The 18663-nt window shown below is 72.2% G+C and carries 12 protein-coding genes; 6 read left to right on the forward strand and 6 right to left on the reverse strand.

The features are described 5' to 3' along the window. Positions 1-15 precede the first annotated feature (15 nt). Positions 16-507, reverse strand: coding sequence for a MarR family transcriptional regulator (locus ABZX30_RS14750; RefSeq protein ID WP_355933296.1), 492 nt, complete (start codon positions 505-507; stop codon positions 16-18). Positions 508-794: 287 nt separating this feature from the next. Between ABZX30_RS14750 and ABZX30_RS14755 the strand changes: the two genes are divergently transcribed. Continuing rightward, on the forward strand, positions 795-1616 hold the full coding sequence (locus tag ABZX30_RS14755; RefSeq protein WP_355933298.1) for a lysozyme: 822 nt from the start codon (positions 795-797) through the stop codon (positions 1614-1616). Between the two features lie 92 nt (positions 1617-1708). Here the strand turns inward: ABZX30_RS14755 and lon are convergent, their stop codons facing one another. Beyond that, entirely contained in the window at positions 1709-4132 is a 2424-nt protein-coding gene (lon, locus tag ABZX30_RS14760; protein WP_355933300.1) for an endopeptidase La, read from the reverse strand. Positions 4133-4296: 164 nt separating this feature from the next. Between lon and ABZX30_RS14765 the strand changes: the two genes are divergently transcribed. The 5 genes from ABZX30_RS14765 to ABZX30_RS14785 all read left to right on the forward strand — a co-directional run bounded on the left by ABZX30_RS14765 (position 4297) and on the right by ABZX30_RS14785 (position 12243). Beyond that, positions 4297-5097 carry a GNAT family N-acetyltransferase gene (locus ABZX30_RS14765; protein ID WP_355933303.1) on the forward strand — a complete coding sequence of 267 codons (801 nt, stop codon included), beginning with the start codon at positions 4297-4299 and terminating at the stop codon, positions 5095-5097. Positions 5098-5149: 52 nt separating this feature from the next. Next, on the forward strand, positions 5150-5827 hold the full coding sequence (locus tag ABZX30_RS14770) for a spermidine synthase (protein ID WP_355933305.1): 678 nt from the start codon (positions 5150-5152) through the stop codon (positions 5825-5827). A 123-nt stretch (positions 5828-5950) separates the two neighbouring features. Continuing rightward, positions 5951-6691, forward strand: a complete 741-nt coding sequence (locus ABZX30_RS14775) for a response regulator transcription factor (protein ID WP_355933308.1) — start codon at positions 5951-5953, stop codon at positions 6689-6691. Next, positions 6688-7794: an ATP-binding protein gene (locus tag ABZX30_RS14780; RefSeq protein WP_355933309.1), complete on the forward strand. Its 1107-nt coding sequence runs from the start codon at positions 6688-6690 to the stop codon at positions 7792-7794. Before ABZX30_RS14775 ends, ABZX30_RS14780 begins: the two co-directional genes overlap by 4 nt. 645 nt (positions 7795-8439) lie before the next feature. Next, positions 8440-12243, forward strand: coding sequence for a multifunctional oxoglutarate decarboxylase/oxoglutarate dehydrogenase thiamine pyrophosphate-binding subunit/dihydrolipoyllysine-residue succinyltransferase subunit (locus tag ABZX30_RS14785; protein ID WP_355933311.1), 3804 nt, complete (start codon positions 8440-8442; stop codon positions 12241-12243). A gap of 83 nt (positions 12244-12326) precedes the next feature. Here the strand turns inward: ABZX30_RS14785 and fxsT are convergent, their stop codons facing one another. The 4 genes from fxsT to fxsA form a co-directional block, all read right to left on the reverse strand. Beyond that, positions 12327-15335: an FxSxx-COOH system tetratricopeptide repeat protein gene (gene fxsT, locus ABZX30_RS14790; protein WP_355933314.1), complete on the reverse strand. Its 3009-nt coding sequence runs from the start codon at positions 15333-15335 to the stop codon at positions 12327-12329. Between the two features lie 152 nt (positions 15336-15487). Next, the gene (locus ABZX30_RS14795; RefSeq protein ID WP_355933316.1) at positions 15488-16939 is read right to left on the reverse strand and encodes an HEXXH motif-containing putative peptide modification protein; all 1452 of its coding nucleotides are present in this window, start codon (positions 16937-16939) and stop codon (positions 15488-15490) included. After that, a complete protein-coding gene (locus ABZX30_RS14800; RefSeq protein ID WP_355933318.1) occupies positions 16936-18111 on the reverse strand; it encodes an FxsB family cyclophane-forming radical SAM/SPASM peptide maturase in 1176 nt (391 codons plus the stop codon). Before ABZX30_RS14800 ends, ABZX30_RS14795 begins: the two co-directional genes overlap by 4 nt. 361 nt (positions 18112-18472) lie before the next feature. Next, positions 18473-18655, reverse strand: coding sequence for an FxSxx-COOH cyclophane-containing RiPP peptide (fxsA, locus tag ABZX30_RS14805; RefSeq protein WP_355933320.1), 183 nt, complete (start codon positions 18653-18655; stop codon positions 18473-18475). Positions 18656-18663: the final 8 nt, after the last annotated feature.

Genomic DNA, 18663 nt, shown 5'->3' on the forward strand with positions numbered 1-18663 from the left:
TTTCCGGCCGCCCGGCTACCTCTCCATGACCCCGTTCAGCTCGTGCAGCAGCCGCGCCAGCTCCGAGACCTCGCGCCGGTCCCAGTGGGCGAGCTGGCTGACGTAACGTGCGCGGCGGGCCTCGCGGACCCTGCTCACCCGGAGGTGACCCTCGTCGGTGAGGGCCACCAGCCAGGCCCGTCCGTCCGCCGGGTCCGGCGCGCGGGCGATGAGACCGAGCTCCTCCAGGGCGCGCAGCTGGCGGGACATGGTGGCCTTGCCGACGCCGATGTAGGCGGCGAGTTCCGTGGCGCGCTGGGGGCCTTGCTCGTCGAGGCGGACGAGGAGGCCGTACGCGGCCGACTCCAGGTCGGGGTGGACCTCCCGGGCCATCTCGCCCTGGCTGGCGCGGGCGCGCCGCAGCAGCACCGTCAACTCGCGTTCCAGCGCCAGGAACTCCTGGTCCGCACCGCTCGGCGTCGGCCCGGCGGCGGGCGGCTGCCCGCCGCTGTTCGCGTCCTCGTGCACGTCAGCACCCCTGCTCGGTTTCCCGGTCCTGAAAGTTTCTGCCAGATCTCGTCATCGCCGCAGCTACGCAAGTATTTCGCAGGCGTAGACCAACGGCGGCATCCGGACCCCCTTCCACGCCGTCTTCCACGTGCGTAGCTTCGGTGACAGGCCGTCAATGGCATGCCCACGCCAGCACACACCGCAGCACATGGCACGCAGCACGCAGCACGCAGGCGTGGGTCACCCTGGGGCCCCACTCCCCCGCCTCCCCACCTCCCCCTCCCCCCTCGTCTCGGAGGCACGTCATGCCCGTGCTCGGATCCGGTTCCGTCCCCCGCCCCCTGACCGCGCTCGCCGCCGCCCTGCTCGCGGCCCTCTCCCTCACCCTGCCCCTGTCCCCCGCGCGCGCCGCGAGCGCCCCCGCCCGCGGCACCGCCCACATGGGCATGGGCGTCCTGGCCCACGACGGCCAGGACGGCACGCCCGCCCCCACCGCCGTCGCGCAGACCGAGGGCGTGGACGTCGCCGGCTACCAGGGCGACGTCGGCTGGTCGACCCTGTGGAGCAGCGGGGTCAAGTGGGCGTACACGAAGGCGACCGAAGGCACCTCCTCCACGAACCCGTACTTCGCCCAGCAGTACAACGGCTCCTACAACGTGGGCATGATCCGCGGTGCCTACCACTTCGCCACCCCGGACACCACGAGCGGCGCGACCCAGGCGAACTACTTCGTCGACCACGGCGGCGGCTGGTCCAAGGACGGCAGAACCCTGCCCGGCACCCTCGACATCGAGTGGAACCCCTACGGCGCCGCCTGCTACGGCAAGTCCACGAGCGCGATGGTCAGCTGGATCGCCGACTTCCTGAAGACGTACAAGGCGCGTACCGGACGGGACGCGGTCATCTACACGGCCACCAGCTGGTGGACCCAGTGCACGGGCGGTTACGCGGGCTTCGCCTCGAGCAACCCGCTGTGGATCGCGCGCTACGCGTCGGACGCGGGGACGCTGCCGGCCGGCTGGTCCTTCTACACGATGTGGCAGTACACGTCGTCGGGGCCGACGGTCGGCGACCACGACAAGTTCAACGGGGCGCTGGACCGGGTGGCCGCCCTCGCAGGCGGCTGAGCCGGCGTACGGCGAGGGCCCGGGCCTCCCTCACGGGACCCGGGCCCTGCCTTTGCGGTCCCCCGCGGGCGGAGGCCGCTGTGGGCACCGCGTCACGCCGCGACCGGAACCTCCGGCGCCGCGTCGCTCGTGGCGGGCGCGAGCGCCAGCTCCAGGACCTGGCGGACGTCGGTCACGGTGTGGACGTCGAGCTTGTCCAGCACCTCGGCCGGGACGTCGTCCAGGTCGGGCTCGTTGCGCTTGGGGATGACGACGGTGGTCACCCCGGCGCGGTGGGCGGCGAGCAGCTTCTGCTTCACGCCGCCGATGGGCAGGACGCGGCCGGTCAGCGAGACCTCGCCGGTCATCGCCACGTCCGTGCGGACCAGCCGCCCGGACAGCAGCGACGCGAGCGCCGTGGTCATCGTGACGCCGGCGCTCGGGCCGTCCTTCGGGACCGCGCCCGCCGGGAAGTGGATGTGCACACCACGGTCCTTCAGGTCGGCGACGGGCAGTTCCAGCTCGGCGCCGTGACTGCGCAGGAAGCTCAGCGCGATCTGCGCCGACTCCTTCATCACGTCACCCAGCTGACCGGTGAGGGTCAGCCCCGCCCCACCCGTCTCCGGGTCGGCGAGGGACGCCTCGACGTACAGGACGTCACCGCCCGCGCCGGTCACCGCCAGGCCGGTCGCCACACCCGGTACCGCGGTACGGCGCTCGGCCGGGTCCTGGGCGGACTCGGGCACGTGGTGCGGCCGTCCGATCAGACCGCGCAGGTCCTCGTCCCGGACGGTGAACGGGAGTTCCCGCGCGCCCAGTTCGTGCTGGGCCGCGATCTTGCGCAGCAGCCGGGCGATCGACCGCTCCAGGGTGCGCACACCCGCCTCGCGCGTGTACTCGCCGGCGAGCTTGCGCAGCGCGCTCTCGTCGAGGGTGACCTCGTCCGTGCCCAGGCCCGCCCGGTCCAGCTGGCGCGGGAGCAGGTGGTCGCGGGCGATGACGACCTTCTCGTCCTCGGTGTAGCCGTCCAGTCGGACCAGCTCCATGCGGTCGAGCAGGGCCTCGGGGATGGCCTCCAGGACGTTGGCGGTGGCGAGGAAGACCACGTCCGACAGGTCCAGCTCGACCTCCAGGTAGTGGTCCCGGAAGGTGTGGTTCTGGGCCGGGTCGAGGACTTCGAGGAGGGCGGCCGCGGGGTCGCCGCGGAAGTCCGAGCCCACCTTGTCGATCTCGTCGAGCAGGACGACCGGGTTCATCGAACCGGCCTCCTTGACGGCGCGGACGATCCGGCCGGGCAGCGCGCCGACGTAGGTACGCCGGTGACCGCGGATCTCGGCCTCGTCCCGGACACCGCCGAGGGCGACCCGGACGAACTTGCGGCCCATGGCGTGCGCGACCGACTCACCGAGGCTGGTCTTGCCGACGCCGGGCGGGCCCACCAGGGCCAGCACCGCGCCCCCGCGCCGGCCGCCGATCACGCCGAGACCGCGGTCGGCGCGCCGCTTGCGCACCGCCAGGTACTCGGTGATCCGCTCCTTGACGTCCTCGAGGCCCGCGTGCTCGGCGTCCAGGACGGCCTTGGCGCCCTGGATGTCGTAGGCGTCCTCGGTCCGCTCGTTCCACGGCAGTTCGAGGACCGTGTCGAGCCAGGTGCGGATCCAGCTGCCCTCGGGCGACTGGTCGCTGGCCCGCTCCAGCTTGTCGACCTCCTTCAGGGCCGCCTCGCGGACCTTCTCGGGCAGGTCGGCGGCCTCGACGCGGGCGCGGTAGTCGTCGGACTCCTCGCCGTCCTGCTCGCCGTTCAGCTCGCGCAGCTCCTTGCGGACGGCCTCCAGCTGGCGGCGCAGCAGGAACTCGCGCTGCTGCTTGTCGACGCCCTCCTGGACGTCCTTGGCGATGGTCTCGGCCACCTCCTGCTCGGCGAGGTGTTCGCGCAGCTGCCGGGTGGCGAGCTTGAGGCGGGCGACCGGGTCGGCGGTCTCGAGCAGCTCGACCTTCTGGTCGGTCGTCAGGAACGGCGAGTAACCGGAGTTGTCGGCGAGGGCGGAGACGTCGTCGATGGCCTGGACGCGGTCGACGACCTGCCAGGCGCCGCGCTTCTTCAGCCAGCTGCTGGCGAGGGCCTTGTACTCCTTGACGAGTTCGGTGACCTGACCCGGCAGCGGGTCCGGCACGCTCTCGTCGATCCCCGTGCCCTCCACCCACAGGGCCGCGCCCGGCCCGGTGGTCCCGGCGCCGATCCTCACCCGGCCGCGGCCGCGGATCAGGGCGCCCGGGTCGCCGTCGGCGAGCCGGCCGACCTGCTCGACCGTGCCCAGCACACCCGTCTTGGCGTACGTCCCGTCGATGCGCGGTACCAGCAGCACCTTGGGCTTCCCCGGCGCCGACCGGGCGGCGGCCTGCGCGGCCTCCACCGCGGCACGCACCTCGGAGTCGCTCAGGTCCAGCGGGACCACCATCCCGGGCAGCACGACCTCGTCGTCGAGGGGCAGCACGGGCAGGGTGAGTGGTGCGGACGCCGTGGACTCAGCTGTCATGATCTCCCCTTAGGCAGTCAACTTGAGCTATGCCGACTCAATGCTCATGAGCCTCCGATTGTTCCCCAAGAGGTGTTCGCTGACAGCGATCATCGGAAAGACCGCCTCGGCCCCTCGTAAAAGCAGTTGCCGCCCGCCCCGGCATTCCCCGTACGGTGCCCGCGATGACGACCGACACCGCGGCGCTGCTCGCCGCCTACGACACCCAGCTGCGCGCCACTCCGCCCGCCCCGCCGCCCGGGATCACGCACGAGTACGAGGGCGCGCTGCTGCGGGTCGTCGGGGACTTCCGCGGCTTCCTCAGCGGGCCGCCCGATCTGGGCCTGCGCGGACGGGAGCTCGACGAACTGATCGTCCGCCAGCGGGACTACTTCGCGGCGCGCGGCGAGGCGGTGGAGTGGAAGGTCCGCGGCCACGACGCCCCGGCCGACCTGACCGACCGGCTGCGCGCGGCGGGTTTCGTGCCCGAGGAGGAGGAGACGGTACTGATCGCCCCCGTGGCGGACCTGACCGTACGGCAGCCCCGGCTGCCCGACGGCGTGACGCTGCGCCGGGTCACCGCGGACGCGGACATGCACCGGATCGCCGCCCTGGAGACGGCCGTCTGGGGCCAGGACATGGGCTGGCTCGCCGAGCACCTGACCGGCCGGCTCTCCATCGCCCCGGACGACGTCTCCGTGCACGTCGCCGAGGCCGGCGGTGAAGTCGTCTGCGCGGCCTGGCTGCTCTTCCGCCCCGGCACCGAGTTCGCCAACCTGCTGGGCGGCTCCACGCTCCCCGAGTGGCGCGGCAAGGGTCTCTACCGCGCCATGGTCACCACCCGCGCCCGCCTCGCCGCAGCCCGCGGTGTCAGGTACCTCCACGTCGACGCCTCCGCCGACAGCGCCCCGATCCTGCGGCGCCTGGGCTTCCACGCGGTGACGACGACCACGCCGTACGTGTGGTCGCCGGAGGGGCGTGGATAGGCGCGGGCCGGTGCCGTGGGGCCGCCGGGCTGCGGCAGGGCAGGATTGCGCCATGGCTGCCACCTACGACACTCCCGTGGTCCTGGACCGGCGCGAGGGCCCGTACGGGGAGGTGGTCCTGCGCCGGCACGGCGAGTTGCTCCAGATCATCGCCAACGGCTGCTTCCTGATGGACACCTCCGACGGCCGCTCGGAGCGGCTGCTGGTGGACGCCGCGTACCGCGCGCTGGACGGCCGGCCCGAGCCGGACGTACTGATCGGCGGGCTGGGCGTCGGATTCTCGCTCGCACACGCGACGGCGGATCCGCGCTGGGACCGGATCACGGTGGTGGAACGCGAGCCCGCCGTCGTCGACTGGCACCGCGCCGGTCCCCTGTCGCCGCTGACCGCCGCCGCCCTGGCCGACCCGCGCACCCGGATCGTGGAAGGCGATCTCCTCACGTACGTCACTGAGACATCGGCCACGTACGACGCCCTGTGCCTGGACATCGACAACGGCCCCGGCTGGACCGTCACCGAGGACAACGAGGGTCTCTACTCGCCTGCCGGACTGGCAAGCTGCGCAAGGGTGTTGAGATCCGGCGGGGTGCTCGCGGTGTGGTCGGCACAGCCCTCGCCGGAATTTGAACGTACCTTGCGGAATGCCGGGTTCCAGCAGGTGCGTACCGAAGAGATCCCCGTTGCCCGGGGCGTTCCGGACGCCGTGCACCTCGCCGTACGCCCTGGATAGCGAGTGCGCCGCGACTCCCCGTAATGTGCTTCCCTGACGCCGATCATTCAAGCGTCGATCGCAACCATGCGCAGACCGAGGAATCACCCCACTGGTTCCGGAAAGCACACTCAGGGGCGGGCGATGGAGCAGACACACACCTCCCACAACAACACGGCGGCGGCCACCCCGGGCGCACAGCGCCGGGTTCTGGTGGTCGAGGACGACCCCACGATCGTCGACGCCATCGCGGCCCGACTGCGCGCCGAGGGATTCCTGGTGCAGACCGCGGGAGACGGCCCGGCCGCCGTCGACACCGCCGAGGCCTGGCAGCCCGATCTGCTGATCCTCGACATCATGCTGCCCGGCTTCGACGGTCTGGAGGTCTGCCGCCGCGTGCAGGCCGCCCGTCCGGTGCCGGTGCTGATGCTGACCGCGCGGGACGACGAGACCGACATGCTGGTCGGGCTGGGCGTCGGCGCCGACGACTACATGACCAAGCCGTTCTCCATGCGGGAGCTGGCCGCGCGGGTGCACGTGCTGCTGCGCCGGGTGGAGCGGGCGGCGATCGCCGCGTCCACCCCGCGCTCGGGCATCCTGCGCCTGGGCGAGCTGGAGATCGACCACGCGCAGCGCCGGGTGCGGGTCCGCTCCGAGGACGTCCACCTGACGCCCACCGAGTTCGACCTGCTGGTCTGCCTGGCGAACACCCCGCGCGCGGTGCTCTCCCGGGAGCAGCTGCTGGCCGAGGTCTGGGACTGGGCGGACGCCTCCGGCACCCGGACCGTCGACAGCCACATCAAGGCGCTGCGCCGGAAGATCGGGGCCGAGCGGATCCGTACCGTGCACGGTGTCGGTTACGCGCTGGAGACGCCGACGCCATGAGCGACGGGCCGGCCGCTGGGAGAGGCCCCGGGGATCCCTGGGGCGGCGTACGCCCGTTCTCGATCAAGACCAAGCTGGGCGCGCTCGTCGTCACGTCGGTGCTGATCACCACCGGGCTGTCGGTGATCGCGGTGCACACCCAGACGGAGCTGCGCTTCATCACGGTCTTCTCGATGATCGCCACGCTGCTGATCACGCAGTTCGTGGCGCACTCGCTCACCTCGCCGCTGGACGAGATGAACACGGTGGCCCGGTCCATCTCGCACGGCGACTACACCCGCCGGGTGAGCGAGAGCCGCCGGGACGAGCTCGGCGACCTGGCCCAGACGATCAACGTCATGGCCGACGAGCTGGAGGCGCAGGACCGCCAGCGCAAGGAGCTGGTGGCGAACGTCTCGCACGAGCTGCGCACGCCCATCGCGGGCCTGCGGGCGGTGCTGGAGAACGTGGTCGACGGGATCGCGGAGGCCGACCCCGAGACCATGCGGACCGCCCTGAAGCAGACCGAGCGGCTCGGGCGGCTGGTGGAGACCCTGCTGGACCTGTCCCGGCTGGACAACGGCGTCGTACCGCTGCGCAAGCGGCGCTTCGAGGTGTGGCCGTACCTCTCGGGCGTGCTGAAGGAGGCCAACATGGTCGCCTCCGCGCGCGGGGGCATCGCCTCCGGCTCCGGCAATCACAGCCGCACGGACGTCCACCTGCACCTCGACGTCTCCCCGCCCGAGCTGACCACGCTCGCGGACCCGGAGCGGATCCACCAGGTGGTGGCGAACCTCATCGACAACGCGGTCAAGCACAGCCCGCCGCACGGCCGGGTGACGGTGAAGGCGCGGCGCGGGCCGCTGCCGGAGTCGCTGGAGCTGGAGGTCCTGGACGAGGGGCCCGGAATCCCCCGGTCGGAGTGGCGCCAGGTGTTCGAGCGCTTCAACCGGGGTGCGGTGCGCCGCCCGCACGGCCCGGGCAGCGACGGCGGCACGGGCCTCGGCCTGGCGATCGCCCGCTGGGCCGTCGACCTCCACGGCGGCCGGATCGGCGTGGCCGAGTCCGACCGGGGCTGCCGCATCCTGGTCACCCTCCCGGGAGAGTCCTGCCTGCCGGGCTGACCCCCGGCCGCCCGCCGCATCCCCATGACGGCCGCACCGCGGGCGGCCGGATCGGCGCGAAGTCGCCGACTCCGGCCGCCCGCGGCGGGTCCGCCGCACCCGCCGCCCCACGGCGGACGCCCGCGCGGACCACGACGCCCTCACCCGTCCGGACCAGAGCCCGGTGACCGGATTCGAGCGGGGCTGCGCATCCCGGTCACCCACGGCCGAACGCACCCCGTCCTCGCCCCACCCGCCGGCGCGCGTCCGCGTGGCGACCGGAACCTGGTGACCGGGACCCGGTGGCCGGAACCCGGTGGCCGAATTTGGTTGAGACTGCGGGATTCTTGTCACTCCTGCGGGGAACTCATTCACACCAAGTTGACGTAAAGTTCGAACCGGAGCCACATGATCCACGCGTGTCCCCGCTGACGGACACGTGTGATCAGGGGCAGGCCTGCGAGGCAGCACGCCCGGGCCCTGGCCCAGGCATCCCTTCTACGGCTGAACCACGCTTGTTTCCCGCCATATCAACCCCCGAAACACAGTTTTCAATGTGACTTACACGACGATGAACGGGCCCGACCTGACCTTCGCGGTCTTGGGGGCGTAGCCTTTATTCCCGCTGTCCATCACCTTGTGAAGCGGAAGAGGGCGGTTGCCGCCGTGTCGCCACAGTCCAGTAACTCGAGCATCTCGACCGACGACCAAGCCGGGAAGAACCCCGCTGCCGCGTTCGGTCCGAACGAGTGGCTCGTCGACGAGATCTATCAGCAGTACCTCCAGGACCCGAACTCGGTAGACCGCGCCTGGTGGGACTTCTTCGCTGATTACAAGCCCGGCGCCGCGGCCGCGGGGGCCGCGGAGACCCCCACCGCTGCTCCTCCGGCCACGCCCGCGGCTCCGGCCGCGCCCGCTCCGGCGCCCGCGGCCCCGAAGCCGGCGGCGGCGAGCGCACCCGCGCCCGCGCAGCCCGCCGCGCCCGCCAAGCCGGCGCCGGCGGCCCCCGCCGCTCCGGCTGCCAAGCCCGCGCAGGCCGCGCAGCCGGCCCAGCCGAAGGCGAAGGCGAAGGCCCAGCCCGCCGCGGCGGCCCCCGCCGCGGACGGCCCGGAGTTCGTGACGCTGCGCGGCCCGTCCGCCGCGGTCGCCAAGAACATGAACGCCTCGCTGGAGCTGCCGACCGCCACCTCGGTCCGCGCGGTCCCGGTGAAGCTGCTGTTCGACAACCGCATCGTCATCAACAACCACCTCAAGCGGGCCCGCGGCGGGAAGATCTCCTTCACGCACATCATCGGCTACGCGATGGTCCAGGCCATCAAGGCCATGCCGTCGATGAACTGGTCGTTCGGCGAGAAGGACGGCAAGCCGACCCTCGTCAAGCCGCCGCACATCAACCTCGGCCTGGCCATCGACCTGGTGAAGCCCAACGGCGACCGCCAGCTCGTCGTGGCCGCCATCAAGAAGGCCGAGACGCTGAACTTCTTCGAGTTCTGGCAGGCCTACGAGGACATCGTCCGCCGCGCCCGCGACAACAAGCTGACGATGGACGACTTCACCGGCGTCACCGTCTCCCTGACCAACCCGGGCGGCCTCGGCACGGTCCACTCCGTGCCGCGCCTGATGCCCGGCCAGTCGGTCATCATGGGCGTCGGCTCCATGGACTACCCGGCGGAGTTCCAGGGCACCAGCCAGGACACCCTCAACAAGCTCGGCGTCTCGAAGGTCATGACGCTCACGTCGACCTACGACCACCGGGTGATCCAGGGCGCCGCCTCCGGCGAGTTCCTGCGCGCCGTCGCCAACCTCCTCCTCGGCGAGAACGGCTTCTACGACGACATCTTCGAGGCCCTGCGCATCCCCTACGAGCCGGTCCGCTGGCTCCGGGACATCGACGCCTCCCACGACGACGACGTCACCAAGGCCGCCCGCGTCTTCGAGCTGATCCACTCCTACCGGGTCCGGGGCCACGTGATGGCCGACACCGACCCGCTGGAGTACCAGCAGCGCAAGCACCCCGACCTGGACATCACCGAGCACGGGCTCACCCTGTGGGACCTGGAGCGCGAGTTCGCCGTCGGCGGCTTCGCCGGCAAGTCGATGATGAAGCTGCGCGACATCCTCGGCGTGCTCCGCGACTCGTACTGCCGCACCACCGGCATCGAGTTCATGCACATCCAGGACCCCAAGCAGCGCAAGTGGATCCAGGACCGCGTGGAGCGCCCGCACTCCAAGCCGGAGCGCGAGGAGCAGCTGCGCATCCTGCGCCGGCTGAACGCGGCGGAGGCCTTCGAGACCTTCCTGCAGACCAAGTACGTCGGCCAGAAGCGCTTCTCCCTGGAGGGCGGCGAGTCCGTCATCCCGCTGCTGGACGCGGTCCTCGACAGCGCCGCGGAGTCCCGGCTCGACGAGGTCGTCATCGGCATGGCCCACCGCGGCCGGCTGAACGTCCTCGCGAACATCGTCGGCAAGTCCTACGCGCAGATCTTCCGCGAGTTCGAGGGCAACCTCGACCCGAAGTCGATGCACGGCTCCGGCGACGTGAAGTACCACCTGGGCGCCGAGGGCACCTTCACCGGCCTGGACGGCGAGCAGATCAAGGTCTCCCTGGTCGCGAACCCCTCGCACCTCGAGGCCGTCGACCCGGTCCTGGAGGGCGTCGCCCGCGCCAAGCAGGACATCATCAACAAGGGCGGCACGGACTTCACGGTCCTGCCGGTGGCGATCCACGGCGACGCGGCCTTCGCGGGCCAGGGCGTGGTGGCCGAGACCCTGAACATGTCGCAGCTGCGCGGCTACCGCACCGGCGGCACGGTCCACATCGTCATCAACAACCAGGTCGGCTTCACCGCGGCCCCCGAGTCCTCGCGTTCCTCGATGTACGCGACGGACGTGGCCCGCATGATCGAGGCCCCGATCTTCCACGTGAACGGCGACGACCCGGAGGCCGTGGTCCGCGTCGCGCGGCTCGCCTTCGAGTTCCGCCAGGCGTTCAACAAGGACGTGGTGATCGACCTCATCTGCTACCGCCGCCGCGGTCACAACGAGTCGGACAACCCGGCCTTCACCCAGCCGCTGATGTACGACCTGATCGACAAGAAGCGCTCGGTGCGCAAGCTGTACACCGAGTCCCTGATCGGTCGCGGCGACATCACCCTGGAAGAGGCCGAGCAGGCCCTCCAGGACTACCAGGGCCAGCTGGAGAAGGTGTTCACCGAGGTCCGCGAGGCCACCTCCCAGCCGGCCGCCGGAGCCGCCCAGGCGCCGCAGGACGGCTTCCCGGTCGCGGTCGCGACGGCGGTCTCCACGGAGGTCGTCAAGCGGATCGCCGAGTCCCAGGTCAACATCCCCGACCACATCACCGTCCACCCGCGCCTGCTGCCGCAGCTCCAGCGCCGGGCGGCCATGGTCGAGGACGGCACGATCGACTGGGGCATGGGCGAGACCCTGGCCGTCGGCTCGCTGCTGCTGGAGGGCACCCCGGTCCGCCTGGCCGGCCAGGACTCCCAGCGCGGCACCTTCGGCCAGCGGCACGCGGTCCTCATCGACCGCGAGACGGGCGAGGACTTCACCCCGCTGCTGTACCTCTCCGAGGACCAGGCCCGGCTGAACGTCTACAACTCGCTGCTCTCCGAGTACGCGGCGATGGGCTTCGAGTACGGCTACTCGCTCGCCCGCCCCGACGCGCTGGTCATGTGGGAGGCGCAGTTCGGTGACTTCGTCAACGGCGCGCAGACGGTCGTGGACGAGTTCATCTCGTCCGCGGAGCAGAAGTGGGGCCAGACGAGCGGCGTAGTGCTCCTCCTCCCCCACGGCTACGAGGGCCAGGGCCCGGACCACTCCTCGGCCCGCCCGGAGCGGTTCCTCCAGATCTGCGCCCAGAACAACATGACGGTCGCGATGCCCACGCTCCCGTCGAACTACTTCCACCTCCTGCGGTGGCAGGTGCACAACCCGCACCACAAGCCGCTGGTCGTCTTCACGCCGAAGTCGATGCTGCGCCTGAAGGCCGCGGCCTCGAAGGCGGAGGAGTTCACCAACGGCCAGTTCCGCCCGGTCATCGGCGACGCGTCCGTCGACCCGGCGGCCGTGCGGAAGGTCGTCTTCTGCGCGGGCAAGGTCTACTACGACCTCGATGCCGAGCGGCAGAAGCGCGGCGACACGGAGACGGCGATCATCCGCCTCGAGCGTCTGTACCCGCTGCCGGGTGCGGAGGTCCAGGCGGAGGTCAACAAGTACCCGAACGCCGAGAAGTACCTGTGGGTGCAGGAGGAGCCGGCGAACCAGGGTGCCTGGCCGTTCATCGCCCTCAACCTGATCGACCACCTGGACCTGGCGGTCGGCGCGGACATCCCGGCGGGCGAGCGCCTGCGCCGGATCTCGCGCCCGCACTCCTCCTCCCCGGCGGTGGGTTCCGCGAAGCGGCACCAGGCCGAGCAGGAGCAGCTGGTGCGTGAGGTGTTCGACGCGTAGTCGTCGGTGACACCGCCGAAGGGCCTGGCCCCGGATCTCTCCGGGGCCAGGCCCTTCGGCCGTTCCCGTCCCGGCCGTTCCCGTCAGGTCGCCTGGGGCTCGAAGTCCCAGTACGGCCGGTTGCGGGAGCGGGCCGAAATGGTGTGGACGTGCTGCTTGCCGAGCGTGGCCTCCAGGTCGGACAGCGCCTCCTGCTCGACCTTCTCGGCCCGCTGGGCGTCCCGCAGACCGCGCAGGTCGGCCGCGTGCGCCACCCGGGCGGACAGGGTGAGGGGGTGGGTGCGGCCCAGGGACTCCGTCGCCCGGGTGATGGTGTCCCGGCTGAGCCTGGCGGCGCCCTCGGTGTCACCCACCAGGTTGCGCAGGGCCGAGGCGTTGACGGCGCAGCCCAGGGTGTAGGGGTGGTTCTCCCCCACCGCCGCGGTCATGTCGGCCAGCGCCTGCTCGACCAGCACGTGGGCGTGGTCGCGTTCGCCGACGCTGCGCAGGATCAGGGCGTGGTTGGCGCGGACTCCGGCGATGAACGGGTGCCCCTCGGTGAGCAGTTGCTCGTAGCGGGTCAGGAGGGACTCGCTCGTCTCCCGGGCCTGGTCGATGTCGCCGTGCTCGCGGGCGAAGCAGCTCTGGCTGACGGCCGCGGCCAGGGTCTGCGCGTGCCGGTCGCCCACCGTGCGCTCGTAGCGTTCCAGCACCCGGGTCAGCAGCGCGCCGGCGCCCGTCCGGTCACCGCCCCGCAGCCGGCACAGCGCCAGGTTGTGCTCGGCCCGCAGCGTCTGCGGATTGTCGGTGCCCATGACGAGGCGGCACTCGCGGACGTTCTTCGCCTGGATGGACTCGGCCTCGTTGTAACGGCCCAGCAGTCTGAGGCCGATGGCGTAGGAGGCCTCCGAGAAGAGCGCCCAGGGGTGCCGTGCCTTCAGCAGGCGGCGGCGCATCTCCAGGGTCGTCTTGTCGAGGTCGAGGGCCTGCCGGTAGTGGCCGAGCAGCCGGTGGGTGAAGCCCAGGTTGTTCAATGCGTTGAGGGTGCGGGAGTCCTCCTCGCCCAGGAGGTCGCGGTAGGTCGGGTACAGCCACTGGTAGTGCTCGAGTGCCTCCTGGTACCGGCCCAGGCCCCACAGGTTGGCGCCGACGCCGTTGGCCGCCCGCAGATGGTCCAGGTCCCGTTCGCCGCGCTCCGCGCGCAGGTGGTTCATCGCCGCCCGTTCGAGGGGCTCGCTGCGCTCGTAGTCGCCGGTGGCGCGCAGCAGGTTGGCGTACTGGTAGATCAGGTCGAACACCCTCGGGTGGAACTCGCCGAGCGAGGACCGCCAGGCCAGCAGGGCGCGCTCGCCGAGTCTGACGCCCGAGGTGTACTCGCCGGCGAAGTACATGTAGCGCAGGCAGTTCAGGACCAGGGTCTGCACCCTGCGTTCCCTGCTGTTGAGCACGTCCGCGAACTTCAGGTGCGGCACGATCTCCGCGTACGTGTCCCACAGGCGGGTGTCCGTGGCGCGGCCGGGGTCGGCCGCCGCGAGGGCGCGCCGTACGACGTCGATGAACTCCCGGCGGTCCGCCTCCGGCATGTCGTTGCGCACGATCTGGTGGACCATGCGGTGCAGGTACAGCGACTCGCCGGGGGACGCGCCGGAGTCGCCGCCGGCGTCGTGGGACTCCAGGCGCACCACGGAGTACTGGCGCAGCTGGTTGATCGCCCGGTTCCACAGCAGCGGGTCCTCGAGCAGCCCGGTCAGCTGTTCGGGGACGTCGTCCAGCGGCATCTCCTTGAGCAGCCGTACGGGGATGAAGCCGGGCGCGAAGAAGGTGCACAGGCGCAGCAGGTCGACGGATTCCGGGACGGTCTCGCGGAGTTTGTTCAGCAGTATCGACCAGGCCGTCTGGAAGGCGACCGGGAAGTCCGCGGAGACCCGGACCACGTCCTGGTCGATGCCGCCCTCCAGCAGGGCGATGTAGTCCTCGACGGAGAGGTCGGAGTCGTTGAGCCAGCCGGCCGTCTGGTCCAGCAGCAGCGGCAGGTCCTCCAGGGCCTCGGCCAGCTGGTCGGCGTCCGCCTCGGACAGGCGTGGGGCGCGGCGCCGGATGAAGGCCACCGACTCGTCACGCGCGTAGACCGGGATCTGCAGCAGCCGGCTGTTGTGCTCGCTCCACTGCGGGTTCCGGGAGGTGATGAGCACGTGCCCGGGGCCGCTGGGGACCAGGTCCCAGATCTGGTCGGGCTCGTCGGCGCCGTCGAGGACCAGCAGCCAGCGGGAGAACGGCTCGCCCCGGCGCAGCGCGTCGCGCACCGCGCGCAGCCGCTCGCCGTACTCGGGGCCGGTCGACAGGCCGAGCTTCGGGGCGAGTTCGGCGAGCAGGCGGCGGTAGGTCACCCGTTTCTCGGCGTTGATCCACCACACCACGTCGTACTCGGAGCTGAACCGGTAGACGTACTCGGCGGCGAGCTGTGTCTTGCCCACCCCGGACATGCCGTGGAAGGTGAGCACGCCCGCGCCGGGCTCGCTGCCGTTCAGCAGGTGGTAGGCGTCGTTCAGCAACAGCTCGCGGCCGGTGAAGCGGGTGTTGCGGCGCGGTACGCCGCCCCACACCTCGGGCATGGCCGAGGGGAAGCGCGGTCCGGTCCGGCTGCCGGCGGCCTCGGGCAGCGGTTCGTCCGGCAGGTCGAGCCGCTCCAGGACACGCCGTTCGGCCTCGTCGGGGCCGGTGTTCACGAGGTCGACGGGCGCGAGGACGGCGGTGGCGGTGGGGGTCGGGGCGGTGGTCACCGAGACGGCCGCGAAGCGCGAGGGGTCCGGCGCCACGACCTCGCGCAGTGCCGCGTTCCACTCCTCGAAGGTGCGCGGGCCCAGTTTGAAGTACCACTCGCTGACCAGGATGAGGATGCGGCCCTCGGCCAGGCCCAGGTCGCGCAGCAGGTCCACCAGCGGGACTTCGGGAGGCGCGTCCCAGCGCAGGTACACCACCCGCAGGCCGCGCCGCTCCAGGCGGTCCCCGATCCAGGCCGCCCAGGCCCGGTTGAACCCGGCGAAGCTGATCGTGACGGTCTGCTTCGCGGTCCCCCTCCCGGCTGACCCGGCCGGCCTACGAGTTCCAGACATGCAGCGGCCTCCCGCTCGCGATTTTAGAAGCTGTGCACGGGCCCGGGAAGGCGCGCGACCGCGCCCGCGCCGATGCTCGTGGACCGCATCCTTTCCCGCCAGCGCAACGATCTCCACCTTCGGGCGCAACGTTCCGGACGTCGACACGCGGTTCACTCATGCGAGTGGCGTACATCCACCGCATGGCGCTGCACCCACAGCCGGCGGGCGGCCCGGACGTACTCGCGGGCCCGGACGGCATGGGCCCGGGGGACGGTGATGTCACCCATCCGCTCGTGCGTGTCGACCATGACCTCGACGAACCGCCGTCCCCGCACGGTGAGATCGTCCGATCCGACGAGTGCCGGGAGGGCCGCCGCCACCTGCTCGTGGTAGCGGGCGAACTGGCCCCATGCCGTGTCGCGCCGCGCGGGGTCCCCTTCGCCGAGCGCGCGGTGCTGGTGGTAGTCGGCGAGGGCGAGATGTGCGTAGGCGCCCTGCAGCAGGCCGTCGTACGGCCGGGGCTCGGGGCGCCAGGGCGCGAAGTACCGGGCCCGGCCGTCGGCGTGATGCAGAGTCACCATGTCGCTGAGGACAGCCAGTTTGGCGTGCTGGAGTTCGTGCACCAGGGTGGCGGCGCACGCGGTGGCGTCCGGCGGCGTGCTGCTGAGCACGGCTCCGAAGGCCTCCCGCCGGGTGGCGCTGCACGAGCCGTGGGCGCGGCCCCCGGCCGGTTCTCCGGGCACCGCGAGCGGCACCAGGCAGCGCAGCAGGGCCGCCGCCTCGGAGAGCCGGCCCGCGCCGCCGAGCCGCAGCGCCGTGGCCGTGCCCGACCAGGCCTGGAGCCAGCGCTTGCGTTCGGCGTCGTCGAGGACGACCGGGCCGCTCAGGCCGTGGTAGTGCGGTCCGCCGTGCACGGTGCGGTACGGGTCGAGGTCGTCCAGCGGGACGGGGGCGGCGTCGGGCAGCGGACCGGGCAGCGCGTACGCGGAGGTCCAGGCGCGGGAGCCGGACCAGGCGCCGACGCCGTCCTCGAGGTGGACGACGACATCGGCGGCGCCCGGGCGGCGCAGGGTCAGCCGGCCACCGCGGTGGACGGCGTCGACCGGCACCGGCCCCGGACCGTCCGTGCGCAGCGCTCCGACGGACGGCAGGACCAGTGTTCCGGCGTGGGCGGTGAGGCGTACGGCGAAGGGCAGGCCGGCGCGGGCCGCGATCGCCGCCGTCACGGCGCTGAAGTGGTCCAGGCCGGCGGTCAGGTCGCGCCGCCGCTCAGGGCCGGCGCCGTCGGTGGCGCCGAGGCCGCGCAGGACGCGCTGGGCCCAGGGGCCGAGGAGGGGGTGCAGGAGGCCGGTGCGGACGGCGGTGCCGGCGGTCGCCGCGCTCCGTCCGCCGGGGCCGGCCGTCGCGCCCTCCGCCTCCTCCAGCAGCGCCCAGTCCTCGCGCAGCCGCCGCCGCGGGCCCGGGGGGCAGGCCGGCGACCGGTCCGTCCCGTCGAGGACCGCGCGCAGCAGCAGCAGGCGCCGGGTGTCCTGGTCGCGGGTCAGGAGGGCGAGGGTCTCGGGACCGCCGCCGGTACGGCCCAGTTCGGTGAGGGCGTGGTCAGGCAGCGACGGGAAGATCACGAGGTGCCTCCTTCGGCCGAGGAGCCGGCCGGTACGGCTGCCGCGTCCTCGGTGAGCCGTCGCGCCACGTGCCGGATGAAGTGCTGCAGGTCCGCGCAGTACACGGAGGGGTTGGCGAAGCCGTGTCCGGCCCGGTAGCGGTGGGCGTACTGACCGCCGCCGCACACCTGGAGCAGCGGGCAGGCACGGCACCCGGCGGCCAGCGCGTCCTCGCCGGTCTGCCGGGCCGCCACCGCCGGATGGCGCAGCACCTCGTCGAAGCCGTGCCGGAAGACGTCGAGGCCGGTCTCGGCCGCGCCCTCGTAGCAGGACTTCAGGGAGTCGACCTGCTCGATCGACCCGTCCGTCTCGACGACCACCGATTCGAACGGCGCGAGGCCGAGGGACTCGGTGGCGGCGGGCAGGCCGAGCAGCAGGGCGATGCACGCCTCGAAGAGGCGCACCCTGGTCTCCCGCCGTCCCGCGTCCCACCAGCGGTCGAAGACGGCGCACAGCCACCGGCCGTGGCGTTCCGCGCCGAGGTGCGCCGGCGGGGCCGACCAGTTGCCGTGCGGCAGCAGCAGGTCGAGCGCCGGGGGACGCAGGGCGAGCAGTGACTCGTAGGTCTCGACCGGGTCCAGCGTCGGGTCCACGACCGTGAGGACGCCGGCGTAGGAGCCGGCGAAGCGGTCGGCGAGCAGTCGCGCGCCGCGCGAGGCGGCGGGCCAGGACGGGCGCCCGGCGTGGTCGACGCGCTGGGCGTTGTGGCCGGGCAGGCCGCCGTCGAGGCTGATGCCGACCCGGATGCCGGCGGCGGCCAGCACGGCGAGGCGCCGCTCGGTGAGGAGGGTGGCGTTGGTCTGCACGACCGGGTGGACGGATGTGCCGGGCCGGACGCGGTCGCGGACCAGGCCGGTGAAGCGGGCCAGGGCGGCGGCGCCGGCCATGAGGGGCTCGCCGCCGTGCAGGACGAGGGCGAACGCCGTCAGGCCGTGCGCGTCCGCGTGCTCGGCGATACGGGTCGCGGTGCGGTCCAGTACGGCGGGGGAGGCGGCCCGGGGGCGGTCGCGCCAGGTTCGGTCGGGTCCCTCGTAGAGGTAGCAGTAGCGGCAGGCGAGGTTGCACCGGCCGTGCATCTTCACGATGAACTGCCGGAAGGGGAACGGGGCAGCGGGAGCAACGCCGTACGACACTCCGCCACCCCCATGCTCGGACGTCCACTCGCCGCATTCCCGAGCGGACCACGGGCAAACTGAACCTGCCTGGCGACCAAGGGATTTGACCGGATCCCGTCCCCTGTCGCGTCCCCGTGCCCGTCTCCTGGCGCGTTCCCTGTCCCGTTCCCGTTCCCGTTTCGGTCCGGTCCCCGGAGCCGTGCCCGCCGCGCGTCCGCGTCGCCGTGCGACCCGCCGGGCGTCCGCGCCCGCCGGTGCGCCGGCGTCCGTGGAGGCCGCCGAGACGGTCGTACCGTCCGGTCCCCGTCCTGTTCCCGGTCCGGTCCCCGTCCTGTTCCCGTCCTGTTCCCGATCCGGTCCGGTCCCGGCGCGTTCCCGGTCAGAACGAGCTGCCGAACCCCCACAGCATCTCGCCGGGCTGGGCGGCCCGTTCACGCAGGTCCTCGAGCACCTCGCGCAGCACGGCGTGCCGGACGGTCCTCAACTCGGCCAGGCTCATGGCCAGTACGTCCGGCAGCGGCTCGCCCACCGCTCCCGCCAGCCCCTCCGGCTTCACGCTCATGGTCTCCC

This window comes from Streptomyces sp. NPDC004542, from assembly GCF_040610035.1.
Taxonomy (GTDB): domain Bacteria; phylum Actinomycetota; class Actinomycetes; order Streptomycetales; family Streptomycetaceae; genus Streptomyces.

Coding starts and splice junctions, on each gene's coding strand:
- ABZX30_RS14775 (WP_355933308.1), top strand. CDS start 5,951: ATGGAGCAGACACACACCTCCCACAACAACACGGCGGCGGCCACCCCG.
- ABZX30_RS14770 (WP_355933305.1), top strand. CDS start 5,150: ATGGCTGCCACCTACGACACTCCCGTGGTCCTGGACCGGCGCGAGGGC.
- fxsA (WP_355933320.1), bottom strand. CDS start 18,655: ATGAGCGTGAAGCCGGAGGGGCTGGCGGGAGCGGTGGGCGAGCCGCTG.
- fxsT (WP_355933314.1), bottom strand. CDS start 15,335: ATGTCTGGAACTCGTAGGCCGGCCGGGTCAGCCGGGAGGGGGACCGCG.
- lon (WP_355933300.1), bottom strand. CDS start 4,132: ATGACAGCTGAGTCCACGGCGTCCGCACCACTCACCCTGCCCGTGCTG.
- ABZX30_RS14755 (WP_355933298.1), top strand. CDS start 795: ATGCCCGTGCTCGGATCCGGTTCCGTCCCCCGCCCCCTGACCGCGCTC.
- ABZX30_RS14780 (WP_355933309.1), top strand. CDS start 6,688: ATGAGCGACGGGCCGGCCGCTGGGAGAGGCCCCGGGGATCCCTGGGGC.
- ABZX30_RS14765 (WP_355933303.1), top strand. CDS start 4,297: ATGACGACCGACACCGCGGCGCTGCTCGCCGCCTACGACACCCAGCTG.